The organism is Mycobacterium nebraskense, from assembly GCF_002102255.1.
Taxonomy (GTDB): Bacteria; Actinomycetota; Actinomycetes; order Mycobacteriales; family Mycobacteriaceae; genus Mycobacterium; species Mycobacterium nebraskense.
Map to the genome: position 1 here is coordinate 1 of NZ_LQPH01000032.1, position 15,322 is coordinate 15,322.

At 64.6% G+C, this 15,322-nt stretch carries 17 protein-coding genes and 1 pseudogene; 11 read left to right on the plus strand and 7 right to left on the minus strand.

Going from position 1 to position 15,322, the window contains the following annotated elements:
* The 4 genes and pseudogenes from AWC17_RS31865 to AWC17_RS03920 all read right to left on the minus strand — a co-directional run.
* Window positions 1-292: pseudogene (locus AWC17_RS31865) on the minus strand (hypothetical protein); the annotation flags it as partial.
* 324 nt (window positions 293-616) lie between these two features.
* Window positions 617-1,495, minus strand: coding sequence for a ParB/RepB/Spo0J family partition protein (locus AWC17_RS03910; protein WP_085164281.1), 879 nt, complete (start codon window positions 1,493-1,495; stop codon window positions 617-619).
* Window positions 1,495-2,211: a ParA family protein gene (locus tag AWC17_RS03915; protein WP_085164283.1), complete on the minus strand. Its 717-nt coding sequence runs from the start codon at window positions 2,209-2,211 to the stop codon at window positions 1,495-1,497. The genes AWC17_RS03910 and AWC17_RS03915 overlap by 1 nt, the downstream gene beginning before the upstream one ends.
* A 905-nt stretch (window positions 2,212-3,116) precedes the next feature.
* A complete protein-coding gene (locus AWC17_RS03920) occupies window positions 3,117-3,671 on the minus strand; it encodes a hypothetical protein (RefSeq protein ID WP_141224463.1) in 555 nt (184 codons plus the stop codon).
* A 146-nt stretch (window positions 3,672-3,817) separates the two neighbouring features.
* On the opposite strand from AWC17_RS03920, the gene AWC17_RS03925 reads away from it, so the two are divergent.
* Entirely contained in the window at window positions 3,818-4,048 is a 231-nt protein-coding gene (locus AWC17_RS03925; RefSeq protein ID WP_141224465.1) for a hypothetical protein, read from the plus strand.
* A 21-nt stretch (window positions 4,049-4,069) separates the two neighbouring features.
* Here the strand turns inward: AWC17_RS03925 and AWC17_RS31870 are convergent, their stop codons facing one another.
* On the minus strand, window positions 4,070-4,579 hold the full coding sequence (locus AWC17_RS31870) for a hypothetical protein (protein WP_141224467.1): 510 nt from the start codon (window positions 4,577-4,579) through the stop codon (window positions 4,070-4,072).
* A 1,957-nt stretch (window positions 4,580-6,536) separates the two neighbouring features.
* On the opposite strand from AWC17_RS31870, the gene AWC17_RS03935 reads away from it, so the two are divergent.
* The 6 genes from AWC17_RS03935 to AWC17_RS03960 are packed head-to-tail and all read left to right on the plus strand — an operon-like array spanning window position 6,537 to window position 11,309.
* Window positions 6,537-7,847 (plus strand): DUF4226 domain-containing protein, encoded by a 1,311-nt coding sequence (locus tag AWC17_RS03935; RefSeq protein WP_085164291.1) that lies wholly within the window; start codon window positions 6,537-6,539, stop codon window positions 7,845-7,847.
* Between the two features lie 39 nt (window positions 7,848-7,886).
* The gene (locus AWC17_RS03940) at window positions 7,887-8,198 is read left to right on the plus strand and encodes a type VII secretion target (protein WP_085164305.1); all 312 of its coding nucleotides are present in this window, start codon (window positions 7,887-7,889) and stop codon (window positions 8,196-8,198) included.
* A gap of 15 nt (window positions 8,199-8,213) precedes the next feature.
* A complete protein-coding gene (locus tag AWC17_RS03945) occupies window positions 8,214-8,477 on the plus strand; it encodes a hypothetical protein (protein ID WP_085164293.1) in 264 nt (87 codons plus the stop codon).
* Window positions 8,478-8,499: 22 nt separating this feature from the next.
* On the plus strand, window positions 8,500-10,242 hold the full coding sequence (locus tag AWC17_RS03950) for a PE domain-containing protein (RefSeq protein WP_141224469.1): 1,743 nt from the start codon (window positions 8,500-8,502) through the stop codon (window positions 10,240-10,242).
* A complete protein-coding gene (locus tag AWC17_RS03955) occupies window positions 10,235-10,600 on the plus strand; it encodes a YbaB/EbfC family nucleoid-associated protein (RefSeq protein WP_085164296.1) in 366 nt (121 codons plus the stop codon). The genes AWC17_RS03950 and AWC17_RS03955 overlap by 8 nt, the downstream gene beginning before the upstream one ends.
* 22 nt (window positions 10,601-10,622) lie before the next feature.
* A complete protein-coding gene (locus tag AWC17_RS03960) occupies window positions 10,623-11,309 on the plus strand; it encodes a hypothetical protein (RefSeq protein ID WP_141224470.1) in 687 nt (228 codons plus the stop codon).
* A gap of 15 nt (window positions 11,310-11,324) precedes the next feature.
* Here AWC17_RS03960 and AWC17_RS03965 read toward each other — a convergent pair whose 3' ends face one another.
* On the minus strand, window positions 11,325-11,597 hold the full coding sequence (locus AWC17_RS03965) for a hypothetical protein (RefSeq protein ID WP_085164300.1): 273 nt from the start codon (window positions 11,595-11,597) through the stop codon (window positions 11,325-11,327).
* Window positions 11,598-11,678: 81 nt separating this feature from the next.
* Here AWC17_RS03965 and AWC17_RS03970 point away from each other — a divergent pair, with 81 nt between their 5' ends.
* Window positions 11,679-12,017 carry a hypothetical protein gene (locus AWC17_RS03970; protein ID WP_085164301.1) on the plus strand — a complete coding sequence of 113 codons (339 nt, stop codon included), beginning with the start codon at window positions 11,679-11,681 and terminating at the stop codon, window positions 12,015-12,017.
* 93 nt (window positions 12,018-12,110) lie between these two features.
* Here AWC17_RS03970 and AWC17_RS03975 read toward each other — a convergent pair whose 3' ends face one another.
* Entirely contained in the window at window positions 12,111-12,824 is a 714-nt protein-coding gene (locus AWC17_RS03975) for a S1 family peptidase (RefSeq protein ID WP_244193471.1), read from the minus strand.
* A 383-nt stretch (window positions 12,825-13,207) separates the two neighbouring features.
* Here AWC17_RS03975 and AWC17_RS03980 point away from each other — a divergent pair, with 383 nt between their 5' ends.
* The 3 genes from AWC17_RS03980 to AWC17_RS31880 all read left to right on the plus strand — a co-directional run.
* Window positions 13,208-13,687 carry a hypothetical protein gene (locus AWC17_RS03980; RefSeq protein WP_085164303.1) on the plus strand — a complete coding sequence of 160 codons (480 nt, stop codon included), beginning with the start codon at window positions 13,208-13,210 and terminating at the stop codon, window positions 13,685-13,687.
* A gap of 5 nt (window positions 13,688-13,692) precedes the next feature.
* A complete protein-coding gene (locus AWC17_RS31875) occupies window positions 13,693-13,992 on the plus strand; it encodes a hypothetical protein (protein ID WP_141224472.1) in 300 nt (99 codons plus the stop codon).
* Between the two features lie 692 nt (window positions 13,993-14,684).
* Window positions 14,685-15,322: hypothetical protein (locus AWC17_RS31880; protein WP_208618359.1), on the plus strand; the 638-nt coding region annotated here is incomplete at its 3' end.

Genomic DNA, 15,322 nt, shown 5'->3' on the forward strand with positions numbered 1-15,322 from the left:
GCCCCGATGAGGCCGCCGCCCCGCCCTGCCCTACCGCGGCGCCGGCCGAACCATCGGCACCGGCGGTGTTATCTAACTCCTGAGTCGACTGGCCACCGCTGAGCCGATAACCCGACCCTGCACTTCCCCACCACACATTCTGCGACTCCCCCACCCCGGAACTCACCCGCACGCCAGCACCCAACAACGCCGGCGTCGAGCTAAACCCCGCACCGAAGGCAGCCGGACCAAACAACGCCCGCGCCCGGCCCAACGCCTCACCCGATTCAGCGACCAGGCCATCCAGCGACATAACCGGCCACCGTAGCGCCACACCCACCCCGGCGCCCACACCCCAGAATTCACATTTCTTGGCGCACAAGGGCGCGCGGGGGTGACGGCATGCTAGACGCGGGCTTGGTGGTGATGCCAGGGCCGGCGTCTAGCATGCGCGTGGACGCCGGGGATGTGAGGGGCTTAGCTGTAATCTCCAGCTGGCGGGCGCAGACCCACGGTCCGCTGTCGCTCCACCCGGTTGGCTCAGATAGCTTGCCTTGCTTGGCAATTCATGACGGCCACCGCCACGGCCCGCCCTGATGAGGCGGCGGTTTACCGCGGTAAACCGCCGCTGCGCAACTTATTGTCTGGTCAGCTTGCGTAGCTGACTGGCCAGTGTTTTAACACCGGCTTCGCCCAGCTCATCCAGCAACGCCCGCGCCAAGCCCTGCGGATCGCTCTCAAATTTTCGTAGCGCTCTGGTGACCGATCTCAGCGAGTGCTGGGCACCTGACCGGTCTGACGACGATGCACCACTCCCCCGGTTCGCATCGGGCTCGTCTTTGAGGTTGCGCGCAGTATTCCATCGGGCAACCTGTTGTTCCAGCGGGACTCGAGCCAGCGATCGCGCGTCGCGGATCGCGAGATCACCGCGCCGCAAGGCCTCTTGCAGCTCCGGGCTCAGCCCCAAAAGGGCGCGACGCTGGGACACCCAACCCTTGCTTTTCGCCAGGTAACCGGCTGCCTGGTCACCGCTGCCCAGCTCGCTCGCCAGGTCGTCAACTGCCCGGGCCTCCTCAATGACGTCAAAGCCCTTGCGGTCGACATTCTCGCTAATGATTGCGGCCTTCAAGGTTGGCCGGTCTTTGACGAGTTCGTCCTTGATGACGATGTCGAGTTCGGCGCGGCCGTATTTCTGAGCCGCCGCAAGTCGCCGGTTGCCGATGATGACGACCCAGCGCGCGGTGATCTTGGTGTCGGGGTAGATGCGGTTGAACGCGCCTCGTGTTACCACCACGACGGGCTGAAGTTGAACGTCGGCGATCGAGGCCAGATCCTCTAAATCGCCCAGTGAGGTTCGCGGATTGTGGGGATTGCCCACCAATTCGCGCAGGGCGACCGAACGCGACAGACCCGAACGCGGGGGCACGACGCCGGTCTGTGCTTGCCCGTCGACTGAGGAGTTGTCGCCCACCGCATCGACGAGATTGTCGAAGGTGGTCACGCCGCCGCGGCCCATCAGTGCGCACCGTTCATGTTCAGCTCTTCCGCGAGTTTGTAGAAGTCCGCGGCCGCATTGACAGACGACCCGAACTTCTTGTACTGGGTGACGACGACACCCTCGTTAGAGGCGTTGGTGTGCGCCTTGTAGTGACGGATCACGGTCTCGGCCAGTGGCCAGCCCTGGGCTTTGACGAAGTTGCGCGTCGCGTCGAGCCAGGCTGCTCCGTCGCGGGCGTCCCAGCCGTTAATGAAGACGCGGTAAGGGATATCGCGGGGTTGGAGAAGTTTACGGATGGTTCGGGCTGTGGGGTCGAAGCACAGCGGCTGGGGGAGGATCGGCACGAGCGCCTCGGAGGTGACATCGAGCACGGTCCGCAGGGCGTCGGCGGAATATCCATCGCCGAGACCATCACCGGAAGCGTCTGGGTCGATGTCGAACCAGCCGGCTGTATCGACGTAGACCTCGTCAATTCTCGGCAGGTCGTTGAGCTGACGCAACCAGTCCAGCGGATCGTCGTGGGCCTGGACGAGGTGGAACGGCAAGGACGAAACTCGGTTAGCCCACCATTTCGCCGAACCTTGGGGATCGATCGACACAGCGGCCACGGGAGGGAAGGCGTCAGCTCCGAGGTGAGCGGTCAGTGACTGTGCGCGTACTGCGGCAAGGTTCACCGTCGTGGTGCTTTTGCCGACGCCGCCTTTCTGATTCAAAACAGTGATCACTCTGGTCATGGGAGGGCGCCTTTGGATTCGTCGGTCACGTCTGTGGCCTGGCGGGAAGCGGATACCGAAAAGGGTACGACGCGGACCTGAAAGTTCGCGCGATGACACGCTGAATTTTGAGTGAAACAAGGTCAGTTTACCGCGGTAAACCGACCACCGCGCGCGACCCGCCATTGGGTAGGTCCCCACAGAGTCCGGACAGGAACAAAATAGCAAAACGCCGTCTAGCTGCAGATATGCTTGCGACGAGAGAGCGGTTTACCGCGGTAAACCGCACATCGCGGACGGGTTCAGCGCGCGCACCCGGCCTCAAGCTCGGCACCGTCAGGCGCAGCGCGGGCGGACAGTTCACGCCAATAAGACCGGGCCCAGGGGTCGGTAACTTTGCCCGACCCTGACGGCGCGGTGGGCTAAGCGTTGAAAGGGTCTTGAGATTGGGTCACGGTCAAATGGCGCGAATCGGGTGGAATCGGGGAGGACCTCGACCGTTTGGGAAGCGCACAGCCCGTCGACAAGTTCGCGTGAACTCCCCGATCAGGGTCGAGTCGACGTTGGGTGGCTGCCACACACCGGGCGATGATCAGCGGGCCAGAAGAATTCCGGCGGTTGGCGAATGAAATAGCTCTCGTGAAACCCAGCGCCCGATCTCCGCAGCCGCATCGACGTGGCCCTTAAACGGGTAGGGCGGGGAGGCGGTGCGAGAGCCAAACACCGCCTGCCGCTGTCGCAACCCAGCTACCGGTGCGAACACTGCGGACACGTCGCACCCACTCGACATAAACTCCGCGTACGTCACGCTCAACCGGCCGGGTTTTAACCCGGGTGGTGCCTGGTCGCTCGGCGCGCGCTCAGGCCTTACGCCCTCGACGCAAGCCTGAGCTAGGAGAGTCCCGATCGTTCACGATCGGGAGGATTCATGGCCCCCGCTGCGTCTTTGCGATTTCGGTGAGGGTGGCGATGGTGTCGAGTAGCTTGTTGCGATCGGCGGTGAGTTGCTCATTGGCTGCTGTGAGGGCTTGGTTGTCCGCTTCAAGCGATGCTATTTGGCGCCGGGCGGCCTCGAGGTCGGCGCCTTGGAGTTGGAACAGCTGTTGCCACTGCGTGCTGACGCCGGGGGGTTGAGGAGGCCATCGTTGCAGCGCCTGAAGGTAGCGTTCGAAGCTGTCGGCGATCAGGAACCAGGCTTCTGCGCCTTGGCGGCCGGGGATGCGCCCGCGTTCGCTTTCTACCGGGTGGCCGGCGCGCGCTAGTTCGGTAGCCCAGCGTGGCGTGCGGCCGGCGAGTTCGGCAGCCTGGGCGGCCAGGTAGGCGCGCTTGCCGGTGGGGCTTACGACCTCGCCGTATTCGCCGGACGGCCAGGTGTTGCCGGCAGCAGCGTCCACGTAAGGATCGTACTCTTCTTCCGGAAATAGGCTCGCATTTTCTGTTGGATTTCCGGAAATTGCGGATCTCCGCCGCGTTGAAAACACGCGCTCCGTAATGTTTCTGGAAACTCCGCATAGCGGCTAAGCTGGCTGCAGCAGTTAAAACAGCAGTTCAGCGATACGTGAGCGAATCGTCACCATCGTTGGCCGTCGTTCTAGTTTCCGGAATAGTTCTGCGGAAGGTCGCACTGATGAAGAAGCCGCAACGCAAGGTGTACGGGCCTACGGGCATCAAACATGGGTCTGAGGATCGGCAACTGCGCAAGTACGTCGGAAAGCGGATCAGCGAGGCCGACCACGAACTGTTGACTCAGTACGCGGCCAGTCTCAACGTGGATGTGGCGACGTTGTTGGCACCGCATGTTGAGAGTCTTTTGACTAGGGCGCGCCAGCATCGCCCGAATCTCGCAGTCGCTCAGTAGACGCTGCGCCTGGGGCGCTAGCTAGCCCTGGGGTTGTCCGAAATTGATGTGGGCGGTGCAGCGTTGCAGGCCGTGCTCGGTTTCGATCAGGCCGTCTTCTTCGCAGAGCGCGCAACCGTGGATTGCGGCGCGGATCGCTGCGGCGTGGGCGGCCCGGGCGCGCTCGGCGGCTCCGGGTGGGTCGATGCCGTGCCAGCGCAGCACCGCCCCGAGCAGTCCGATTGGGCGATGCGGGGCCTCGGGCAGATAGTTGCCGCCAACGGATCGCCATTCACGGATGGCCTGGTTGATATCGGATGGGGTCCAACCGTGTGCGGCTGGACGGGCCAGTAGCTGCGCCCAGCCGCGTGGGGTGTGTCGGCGTGCCCAGGCCGGTGTTTGGCCATCTGCACGCCATCGAAGTGCCAGTAATCGGCCGGCGTCGTCGACGGGGGAGTACTGCTGGTGACGGCGGTGTTGTTGTCGGGGTGGGTGGCGCGTAGCGCCGCCGTTGGTGTGCGGGCGAATGCCCGCCTGGCCTGGTTTGTGCACAAGCTGGTCGGTAGGTAATAAGCAGCTAAAAGAGACATGATCAACTGATAGGGACCCCCTACGGGGATGGGTGGACAGGATGGTCGACGGTGGCCGCCATAGACCCTTTGAGCTGCGTGAGTTATCCACAACCGGGCGTGGTTGGTGCAATGCCCACACTGACGCCCAACCTCGTTGGCGGCTGCCCAGCCTCCAGCTGGCCAGTCGCTCCCGTTTGGTGCGTTGCCTGCCTCGCAGGATCTCGGTGGCGCAGCCCATGGCGGCCAGCCAGCGGGTAGCGCGACGGACGGTGCGAGCGTCTAGTCCGGTCAGCGTCGCCAAAGTGCGGTTGCAGGGACGGCAGTGCCGTCCGCTGCGTCCGTCGGCGTAGCGAGCGCGGGCATCGGCCACTTTGACGAGGGTTTTCAGCGACACGGTGTCGTGAGGCATGGCAGCGCGTAGCCGGTCGCGATGGGTGGCATAGGCGATCGGGACCGTCACACGAGCCCATCGTTGGGCACCCGACCACACTGGCACCCCGCAGTAGGCGTCCCCGCCGGGTGCGAGGGCGAGAAACTCTTCGAGGACCGCAGCAATCCCGGCGGCGGAGCCGCCAAAAAGCGTGCCCTGGGTGTCTTCTCGCGGATGACGCGCGAGCAGGACAGATGAGCGCGGCGCGTTACCGCGGTGGGGGCGTCGACGTCGATGGACGTAGGCGTTACCGCGGCGGGGGCGAGCGGGGGAGGACCCGGTCGGCCGGTGCAGTTGGGGTGAGACACGGTGCGCCGTGTCTGGTGCTGGACGCAGACATGCGTTACCATCGGAAATGCCTGTCACAGCAATTCCCTTCGGGGATGGGGCGTTTGCCGCCTCACCAAAGCCCTCCGGTTGGCTCCGGGGGGCTTTGAACTTTCAGCGGCGCAATGCGCCCGTGATCGATATTGAGTTAGTCCGCCGCAGATGCCGGCGGCCGCTCAGATGCGCAGGTGCTGTACCTCCCGTTCCAAGATGTCGGGTGCTAGGCGGCACGGGTGTGCCGTGGATTAACGGGTCGGCCCGTCTTCGCGGGGCGCCCGGGCTGATCGAGGTATCTGGTTGGCGCATTAGGTATTTCACGGCGCGGGTGCCGCTAAAGGCGGTACGGTGGGTGTGCCTCCTGGTGCCGTTGTTGTGGGGGAGTCTGGCATGCACCGCTGCGGTTTGACCGCAACGACACGCTGTTCAGCCAGTTAATCTGGCGGTCTTGACGGCGTTGGACACAGCCCGGCGCCGAGCGGGTTGGCGTCGTTCACAGCTGTGCGAGCCTGTTGCTCACGGGGACAGTGTTACCGGCTGCGGGTGTATGTCGCGGATGTGAGCGCGGTGTGTCTCAAAGTCAACAAAAGTCAACAGCGGTGGTCGATTTCGGGTGACTTATGTTGCGGGGGAGCGGGTTTGAAGAATATTGCCCGCGGTGGTGGGCGAAGCCAGTGATACGCGGTTACGGTGAGCCTGCATGCGCATATGGGCGGGCGATCTGTTTACCGAACTGGTCTCGTGTGTCGACGATCTGAAGATCAGGCCACCGAAAAATGGCGGTGCTGAAAGCAGCCGGGGGGCTGGTGATGCAGGTTATGCCCGGCCTGTTTCGCTCGATAAGGAGCCCCACCGATGATCGCGGCAGGTTCGTATTACGGCGTTGCGCCCGCCATCGCCGGCACGCAACGTGATGGCGTGAACGCGACTGCGGCGGAAGGAGTGCGGCGTGTCCGGCGATGATCCTGCGGTGCCACCGACCCCGCCACCGCGCTCACCTGAGTTAGCGCTTGCTCCTCTTGATACCGACGGCGTTCCGCCGCCCCCTCCGCCGGCGCCGCAGATCGGCCCGTTCCCGGTCCCGGACAAGGTTGCCGCATCAGCACCCACAGCGCCGCCACCTCCCGGCAAAGTACCGCCCGTGCCGCCACACGCCTCAACCCCGTCGACGGGCAATGATGAGATGTCAGGTCAGGCGGGGGAGGCGGCCAAGAAGCTCGATTCGGCGCTGGAGAAAAACCACTCCCAGCTCAACGACGCCGACGTGCAGCTCACCGATGCGATCCTGTCGGCCTCAGCGTCAGATGATCAGGGCAAAGGGGAACTCGACGGTCTCAAGCAGTCCATCATCGACGAAGTAAACCGGATCGGCCCCGACGCGGTGGGGACCCGTGCGGGTATGTCCGAGCTGGCGGAATTCTTGAAAGGCAAAACGTCCGACATTGTGCGCGTGGCGCATTCCCAGCACGTGGACTCAGATTCGAAATCGAAAGTCCTCGATGCGTTGGCGGCGCGGTTCGACGCTTTGGACAAAACAGGACAAGGCGACCGCAGCGATCCCGCCGGGCCCGCGGCCAACGGCGCACCCCCGGCAGGTGGGCCCGGCGCCCCCGGGGGACCCGCCGGCGCGGGCGCGCCGGGCGGTGGGCTCGCCGGCGACCCAGGCATGTTGGGCAACGACCCTCTGCTGTCGGGCCCGCTGCCCTCAGATGGCCTGCTGGGCGGGCTGCCCGGCGCACTGGGGCCTGCGTTGGGATCCGCGGCCGGTATCCCTGCCGCGCTGGGATCGGCCATTCCTGGGCTCGGGGGTGGCGGGCTCGGGGGCTTGGGTGACAGCTTGGGTTCGGCGTTGCGGGAATCCCGCGGATCTGATCGAGGCGACGAGCACTCCTCGGATCTCAAAGATCAGCACGGCGGCCCCGACACCAAGGGCGGGGCACAAGGGTCCAACAATGCCCCGGGCACCCTGGCAGATCAGCATCAAAATCAAGGCAACGGTGCTGGGGGTGGCGGTCAACCGCCGACCGCCGCGGCGGCCGGTCCGGGTCAGCCACCGGTGGGACCGCCTGCACCGGACCTCAACGTCGACGTCAAAGGCTTGGGTCCGGTGAAAGTCGATAATGCGGCGTTGGCGACCGCCAGCCGCCAGGTGCTGGCAGGAGGGAACTTGCACGACGAGTACAACAAGAACAACATTGCCGTGCCTCCTCCGGGTACCCCGGTCGAGGCCCCAGTCTCACCAGGCAAAACGGTGTTCGGCGACGTCGGCCAATACATGGGCAAGCAGATCATGGCGTTGGGCAACCAGAAGGCATGGATCGACGGTCAGGGGGCGGTCGATTTCGACAAAATCGATTTCGGCACCGACTTTCTCGGCTGGCTGCATCCGTCTTTGCCCACCGTGCCCACCGCGGCCGCAATCCCGGTAGCGGCCGCTCCAACAGCCGCGCCGGCCCCGACCCTGGCAGCCGGATTACCCGGCACCACCTCATAGTTGTCCACCGCGAAATACCTCAAGAACGGAGTAACGTCGATGACTGTGCAACGCATCGAGGTCGATCCGGCCGACCTGCAACGGTGGGCGGCCAACCACGACCACGCCGCCGAGAAGGCTGAGGCCGCCCGCGCCGACGGAGCCAAAGTCCTGCAGGCCGCCGAGTCATGGGGGCCGCTGTTTCATGAGGCGCGCCGGGCCGCCCAAGAGGTCGTCGCAGCACGTGACGCCGCCTTGGCGAGCCAGGCCGCCCGCCATCGCGCGATGGCTGCCCAGCTGCGCAGCGGCGGACAGGCTTTCGCCGTCTCCAACGAGCAAAACGCCGCCAACATCGGCAATATCGCGACCTAGCATCGGGTGCCTGGGATGTTCGAAGCCGCCAGCCGCGATGCCACGATCATCGTGACCGCCGATCTGAACGGTTCAACCACACATGTGCAGATCGAACCGGACGCGATGCGGCTCACCGAGGCCGAATTGTGCAATCGGCTTATCCGCTTAGCGACACTGGCGTTTCTGCGCTCGCAGCTAGAACTGCGGCTCAAATGGGAGGCCAACAACAAGACGGTCCTAACGAATCTGCCGACCGAAGCCCAAGTCGCGCGTTTTGCAGCGACAATCGATTTCTGACACCGAGACGAGAGGACTGCCCGTGGCCAGGCTGGAGGTACACAGCGCCGCATTAGCGGGCGTGGCCGCCCAGCTCGACGCGGCCGCTGCCGCATTAGCGGGCGCGGCGGCCAGCCCGCTGGCACACCCGCCGTTCGCCGCCGATGAGGTCTCAGCCAGTGCGGCGGCCCGCCTCTCGGCGCATGGGCAGCTGCTGTCGTCACGGGCCCGTGACGGTGCGGCGGTGCTGGCTTCAGCAGCTGATGCGGTTCGACAATCTCTGGGCGCCTACACCCAAACCGACCTGTCCAACGCCGCCGGTGTCGCTCTGCGGGGCGGCTCGGCCGCGGCGAGGCCGGCGTTCACTGCGTCCGCCGCCGCCAACGCGCCGACGCCGCTGGTTCCGATCGCTCCGGTCGCCCCGCGCGACGGCAAAAGCATCGCCGCGCTCATCGAGGCCGGAAATGCAAGCGCCGGTGCAGGTTTCGTCGCCGGATGCCACACCATGGCGGGGGTGTTCCGCGGTGCCGCGACCACGGTGCAGGACGCCCAAAGCGCCGTGCAGGGCGCGCTAACCGGCCAGGGTGGCACCAAACTTGCTGGGGCGCTGGGCCGTTTCGGGGAATGGGCGCAAACGATGGCCCAGCATTCCGACGCTATCGGTAACGCCGGGCGCAACCACCGCGACCGATTCACACGCACCCAACACAGCACCCCGCGCACCCACGAATTCACCAACACCGAACGTCAACTCGCAGCCGCCCAAGCACTCAACACTCAACCAGGCACAGCCGGCAGATACACTGCGGCGGTCAATCACTACCAAACCGAACTCGCCGGCCTGCACGGCAAAGCCAACGTGTCGATGACGGGCTACCAGCTCGGCGAGCTGCCCGCCGCACCACCGGGCCCGCCGCCTGTAACCCCGGTGGTTTCCCCTGGCGGTTCTGCGAGCGGGCAACCGGCACCGCCCGGGGACAATCTGGGTGATCAGCCTGGCGCACAAGGCAAACCCGCGAACACACCTGTCGGTGAGTCAATCGGCGAGGATCCCCTGTTGGGAGACGAAGCACTCGACGACGACCACGTCCCTGGGCCGGTGCCGGCGCAGGCGGGCAGCCAACCGCTGGCCGCCATGATGTCTCTGATTCCCGGGCTCCTGGGCGCCGGTATCGGTGCCGCCACCGCGATACCGGCCGCGCTGGCTCAACAGGGCCAGCAGTTGATATCCCAGGGAATGGAAGCGGTATCGGGTTTGACCAGCGACATGACGAAACCGGATCTTGACACCGGTGAAGGCGGCTCCGACATCGGCGGATTCGCCGGTTCCAGCGGTGCAGGCTCGGGCGGCGGTGCAGGTGGCGGACAAACTCAGCCCGCCGCCGGAGCCGGGCGGCTGAGCCCGTCGACGGGAACGGGCATCATGTCGGTGGCGGGGCCGCCCACACCGCCTCCGGTAGCCGGGCCGATCGCAGGATCAGCCGCCCCGCCTGACGCTGGGGGCATGGGCGGAGCGCCGATGATGATGCCGCCCATGGCAGGTATGGGCGGCGGTGCAGGCGCAGGTGGTGGTGCGCGTCAACCACGGCCCGCTGATAAGGAAGTTCACCTCGCGCAGATCCCCAACGGGGAGCCGGTACGCGGCGAAGTGGTGCGCCGCAGCGCGCGGGCCAGCATCGCCGATCCCCCGCGACCTACCCCCAGTGCGATCGAGGATGACGTCGTTGTCACCTCTGCGCGCACGGGCAAACGTGTGATCCTCGACGAGGACAACCAGCATGATTGACATCGACGGATACAACCGCGACCAAGAGCATTGCCGCAGCGTGCAAAAACGCCTCGACCGCGTCATCGACAAACTCGAAGCCTGGAAGCGTGCCTGCAACGAGGTCAGCATCACCGCCAGCGCCGCCGGCGGTGATGTGAAAGTGACGGTCGCGGCCAACGGACGCATGACGGGCATCGAAATCGTGGAGGGCACGATGGCCGCCTACACCCATCAGGGCCTGGAAGAACGGATCAACCAGGCGCTCAAGGGCGCGCAGAAAGCCGCACGACACGAGGTCGCCGAGATCGACGACATGATCGGCACCGGAGATTTCGTCGCTGCCTTCGACCAAGGCGTCGAGGCCGCAGGCACCTGACCGCCACATCGGGAGATCACTGTTGAGCTGGGAATTCGTGTCCAGAGTCGACGGACGCCGGCATGTGGCGACCGCGGTGGCCGTCCTGGCCGGTGGTGAGCATCGCGACGTTGGAGATCCCGACGCACTCGAGAGCGTGTCCATACCGGTGGCCGACATTTCCGGGTGGAAAGTCAGGTGCAGTTGCCAGTGGAGCAGCGACGGTGTCGAGCGCCGAACCGGCTTAGGCTCAGCAGAATTCGGGCCGCTGCTCAGCCAGTGGGAAATGCACCTCCGTCCGGCGACCGTGTTAGCGCGTCTTCGTGACCTCAGCGACCAACTCGCTCGCCTGGACAGCGAGCGCGACCGTCTGGCTGGCTACGCACACGCGATTGGGGTCAACTGGGGCGATGTTGCACAGGCCAGTCGGTTGAGTCTCGACGAGGCCGAGCAGCGGTGGGCGAGCAGCCCCCGCAATGGCGAATACGTCAGCGATGCCGCCGATGGTGCAACGTGGCCGCGCATCTGTATTTCCGAGGTCCAAGTCGGCGACCGCGTGCCAGTCGATGACGACGACGGTGGCCAGCCTCCCCATCACAAATGGTGCCGGGTGTCTCAGGTCGTCCACCGCGCCGATGGCTACGTCCAACTGGAGTTCGATGACGACGACGGGATGACCGTCGCCGACAACGAGTTGTGGACCACGCCAGTACATCCGCACTGGCTGTAGCGGGCCGCCGGTCGGTCAGCGATCAAGCGCCCTGATCAGCAGGTCTTTGATCTCGGATTGGCCCTCTTCCAAGGACCTGACCCGCTCGTTGGTGTCGTCGGACTTGGTCGCGAGCAGGTCGACTTTGCCCTCTATGTGGTCGAGTCGTGCGGTGTGGTCACGTACGGTTGTCCCGATTTCTCGCTGGTTGGCGCCGAGCGCGTTCACCGCTGCGAGCACCGCTTTGTAGTCGGCCTGATTGGCTTCCAGCGCGGCAACCCGGGCCTCGAGGTCTTCCAACGTCGCCACCGAATAATCCTATCGCTGCGCCGGGACTCTGGTCAGCGCGTCACACGTAAAGCCGCGCTCCAGACTGGCAGAATTGCGGTCATGGCGAGCTACAAGTTTTCTATCGGTCGCGTGCACGGGAAATCCCTGGAGGGAATCGTGCCCGGCGAGATTCTTGTCGATACTGTTGCGCTTGCGCTGCGCGATGTCTACCCAGATGTGCTGGAGCGGCGTGAAAAGTGGCTGCGTGGTGCTGTGGCCCAATTCCTGGTCGACGACGCCGAGAAAATACAATATCCGGTGTTCTGGCTTCAAGAGGACGACAACACGATCTTGGCGTCAATGACGGTGTGGCGGGTCGTCGAACCGGTGATGTCAATTGCGGCAGGAGCGCAGGCAGCGGTCGAGCCGGCCGACGACAGCGAGTCAGCGGCGAGTTAACAGTTGACGCGTAATTGGGTCATGTGGCGCCAAGCAGCTTGGGTGCTGGCTGTTTTCGGCTGGTCCCGTGACGACCTCTCGGGCGCCCAGATTTCATTCGATCCAAACCTTGAAGTCTTCGCGCCAAACGGTTGGTTTGGTGCGGATGAGGTCGATGACCGCGCCAAGGGGTTGGGCTTGGCTGCCGGCTGTTGCACCGCGGTCGGCTTCGTCGCCGCTGGAGGCGATCCCGATCAGTGTTGGCCCGCTGGTGTACCAGGGGCAGCCGGAGTCGCCGGAGATTTGGACCATGTCCGAGGAGATCAGTGCCAGGTCAGGGCGCGCGGCGGCGCTGACTTCGGTGATGTGACCGCGGGTTTTTCCGGTGCGTTCGCCGAACTTGGAGACTGAGTCACCGACAGCGACCGATCGGCTTGTGTCGGTGAAGAAACGTTGCAGCGAGAGCCGCTTGTAGACCAGGAACAGTGTGTAGCCGCGTGATCCGGTGAGGCGACCATGTCCGTCCTCGTTGTCGGGCAGGCGTGAGACCACTTCACCGATTTTCGTGCCGCTCTCGCTGGTCACGTACTGGTCCACCGAATCCGAGCAATGTCCGGCGGTCACCGCGAGACGGTCACCGCGCCGGTTGTAGCCAAAAAAGCCCAGTGAGCAGCGGTGCTTGCCGATTTGGATGGGCATTCCGACCGCAAGGTCCACACTCGCTGCAGCCGAAGGGGGTGCGGCGATACCGGGCCCGGCGATCGCCGCGGCCGCTGTCATGACGGCGACGGCAGCGGTCGCGAGCAGACGGTGCTGGGCCTTCTTCATGGAGATAACTGTAGGAAATACGACCGACAGCGGACCACCATCCAGCGCTGCGAAAATAATGGTTCGTTGTCGGTGGTGGGCATTTGTCGGCCGGTGCCGCTACGGTCCGGTTCGTGCGGACAAATACAATTCCTCGCGATTGCGGTAGCCGTGACCTCGTGTGCGGCGATACCGTAGATGTTGTGAGTTCTGAGATGCCGACTGATGCGGCGGTGTGGGCGCGCCCGGGTAGCACACCGGCGCAGCCGAGCGCTGCGGTTGCGGCACCTAGCGTCGCGGTTCCGCCAAGTACACCGGCGCCGTATCCAGGTCCGCACGCTCCAGCAGCTGCGCCGGAGGCGATCGCCGCGGATGCAGATCCGGCACCACCGCGTGATCGGCTGGTGTGGGGGATCCTTGCGGTTGCGGCGATCTTCGCAATCGCCGCAATTGTGCTCACCGCGGTGAAGTGGATGATGCCGCCGCGCGAAGTCACTACGACGGTGACCGCCGGCCCGCCCGCGTACACGAGTGACCAAATCGCGGCAGCCAAAAAGCAGGCGTGCGATGCCAGCATGCGGATCGATGATCCGATTACCGATGCTGATCGTGCACTTGTCGCGATCCCGGATCGGAGCTCGCCCGAGGCGCAGGCCGCTCTGGCGAATTTCCAGAACGTCATCATGGTCGAAACGGAGTATCTGAAGACGCAGACCACGCCGGCGGCACCAGAAGCGGTACGAAACGCCGTCAAAGGCTATGTCGATGCGTTGTTGTCTCAGGCCGACGCCGAAACACGGCTGCTGGCAGACGGGGAAGTCAATATACGAGCGCGCGCGACACGGGCTGCGGGCAGCACGCTCGGAAAGGTCTGCAAGGAGTAGAAGTTATGGGTGCGGGGCGAATTGATGTAGTGGCCGATGCCGCGCAAGCCGCGAACGCCGTTGCGAGCGGGTCGGATACGGCGGGAGCTGTTGAGGTGCCTGACGTTCCCTCGTCGTTGGCACCGGGAATTTTTGCTGGTATGACACCGGGGCATGTCGCGCACGGTGCCGCGCTGATCGGTAGTCATGTCGCGATGGGCGGCCACGCCAGTGCGGTGGATGAACAGAACAGCGATGCCGTCGCGGCGTACATAATCGGCAACGCTGACAACGAGCAGGCGCTGTCATCGATCGTGGGGATCTAGTAATGACTACCTATGCAGATCGCCCAGCAGTCGACTACCCCGAGCGCTTTCAGCCAGCTCGGCACCGCCCCCCAGCGCAACGCCGCCGGAGGCGTAGTGGCGCGCTGGTGCCCTCCGCAATAGTTGTTCTGGCAGTTGCCATCGCGGCCGCGGTCTACGCTGGCGCAGCCCTCGGCAGCGCCCAACCCGCGGTCCGCCGCACCGCTGTCATGGTGCCGCCACCAGCTCCGGTCTATTCGACAGACACCATCCAGGCAGCGAAAGCCAAAGCCTGCGACGCTTGGAACACCGGGGGCATAGCCATTGCGAACGCAAGCAGGGAAGTTGCTGCGGCTCCGGCAGACTGGAACGATCCGGTCACGCGAGGCGCCGTTGCGAACGAAGCTAGGACAGTGCTCGTTGAGAGCGCCCTCATCAAAGCAAGTATCGGGCCCGCGACACCTCCAGAAACCAGGGCCCTCCTTTCCGAATATCTGGAACGCGGCATTCTGATCGAGGATGCAGACTTACGTCATCTCGGTAAGACGCATGACGCGTTGGTGAGGGAGCAAGTAAGCAGCGGCCTGTCAAAGCGGATTGAAAGCGCTTGCGGCCTGGAGTAGCTCAGGAGCTCTCGTACCTGAAAGGATGGTGGGCGCGCAGTGCCGTATGTGGGGACGGGCGCATTTTCGGCGCGGATTATCACCCCGGAGATGTTGACTCCGGACCCTTTTGGCATTGATGAGGAGGCTGCGGCGCATCGCGCCACGGCGGCGCGGCTGAATGCGTGGGCTGATACGCGGGCGAGCGCGAACCTTGAACGTGAGGGAGCTATTCAATCTCCAGGCTCTGAGGCGATGCACGCTGTGAATCGCCAAGTGGTGGTTGATATTCGGGCTTTAGCCGACTCGTATTCCGCCACCGCGAAGATGTATGAGCAGGAGGCGCAGATTGTCCGCGATGTGGATCGCGACCAGGGCAATATCGACCGGGAGGCGCACGAAAAGATCAGTGCTGCTAAAGATCCCGCCGAGATTGAAGAGATTATCGACGCCCACCACGCCTCCGCGGAGGCGATGTCCGTACGGGCAGCGGATGTGATTTACGGCCAGCACGCGCGGTGGGACAAAACGCACGGTGCGCAACTTCTGGACTTGCAAACGCGGCTCGGCAAACCGCTCGCCCCTATATCGCTGGGGCCACCACCTCTAGCGCCACCACCTGTACAACCCCCCGCGGCCCCGGCGGGTCCCGTTAACTCGCACGATCCAGTCGAGAACAGTAAATCGGAGACTCCACAGCCGGGTTCGAATTCGCCGGTGGATCAGGGTGGGGGGCCGGGGTCTGGGAG

Bases quoted from the DNA above. Each gene is read 5' to 3' on its own strand.
- AWC17_RS03945 (WP_085164293.1), top strand. From the start codon at position 8,214: ATGTTCGAAGCCGCCAGCCGCGATGCCACGATCATCGTGACCGCCGAT.
- AWC17_RS03925 (WP_141224465.1), top strand. From the start codon at position 3,818: ATGAAGAAGCCGCAACGCAAGGTGTACGGGCCTACGGGCATCAAACAT.
- AWC17_RS03940 (WP_085164305.1), top strand. From the start codon at position 7,887: ATGACTGTGCAACGCATCGAGGTCGATCCGGCCGACCTGCAACGGTGG.
- AWC17_RS03935 (WP_085164291.1), top strand. From the start codon at position 6,537: ATGTCAGGTCAGGCGGGGGAGGCGGCCAAGAAGCTCGATTCGGCGCTG.
- AWC17_RS03975 (WP_244193471.1), bottom strand. From the start codon at position 12,824: ATGAAGAAGGCCCAGCACCGTCTGCTCGCGACCGCTGCCGTCGCCGTC.
- AWC17_RS03910 (WP_085164281.1), bottom strand. From the start codon at position 1,495: ATGGGCCGCGGCGGCGTGACCACCTTCGACAATCTCGTCGATGCGGTG.
- AWC17_RS03915 (WP_085164283.1), bottom strand. From the start codon at position 2,211: ATGACCAGAGTGATCACTGTTTTGAATCAGAAAGGCGGCGTCGGCAAA.
- AWC17_RS03970 (WP_085164301.1), top strand. From the start codon at position 11,679: ATGGCGAGCTACAAGTTTTCTATCGGTCGCGTGCACGGGAAATCCCTG.
- AWC17_RS31875 (WP_141224472.1), top strand. From the start codon at position 13,693: ATGGGTGCGGGGCGAATTGATGTAGTGGCCGATGCCGCGCAAGCCGCG.
- AWC17_RS03955 (WP_085164296.1), top strand. From the start codon at position 10,235: ATGATTGACATCGACGGATACAACCGCGACCAAGAGCATTGCCGCAGC.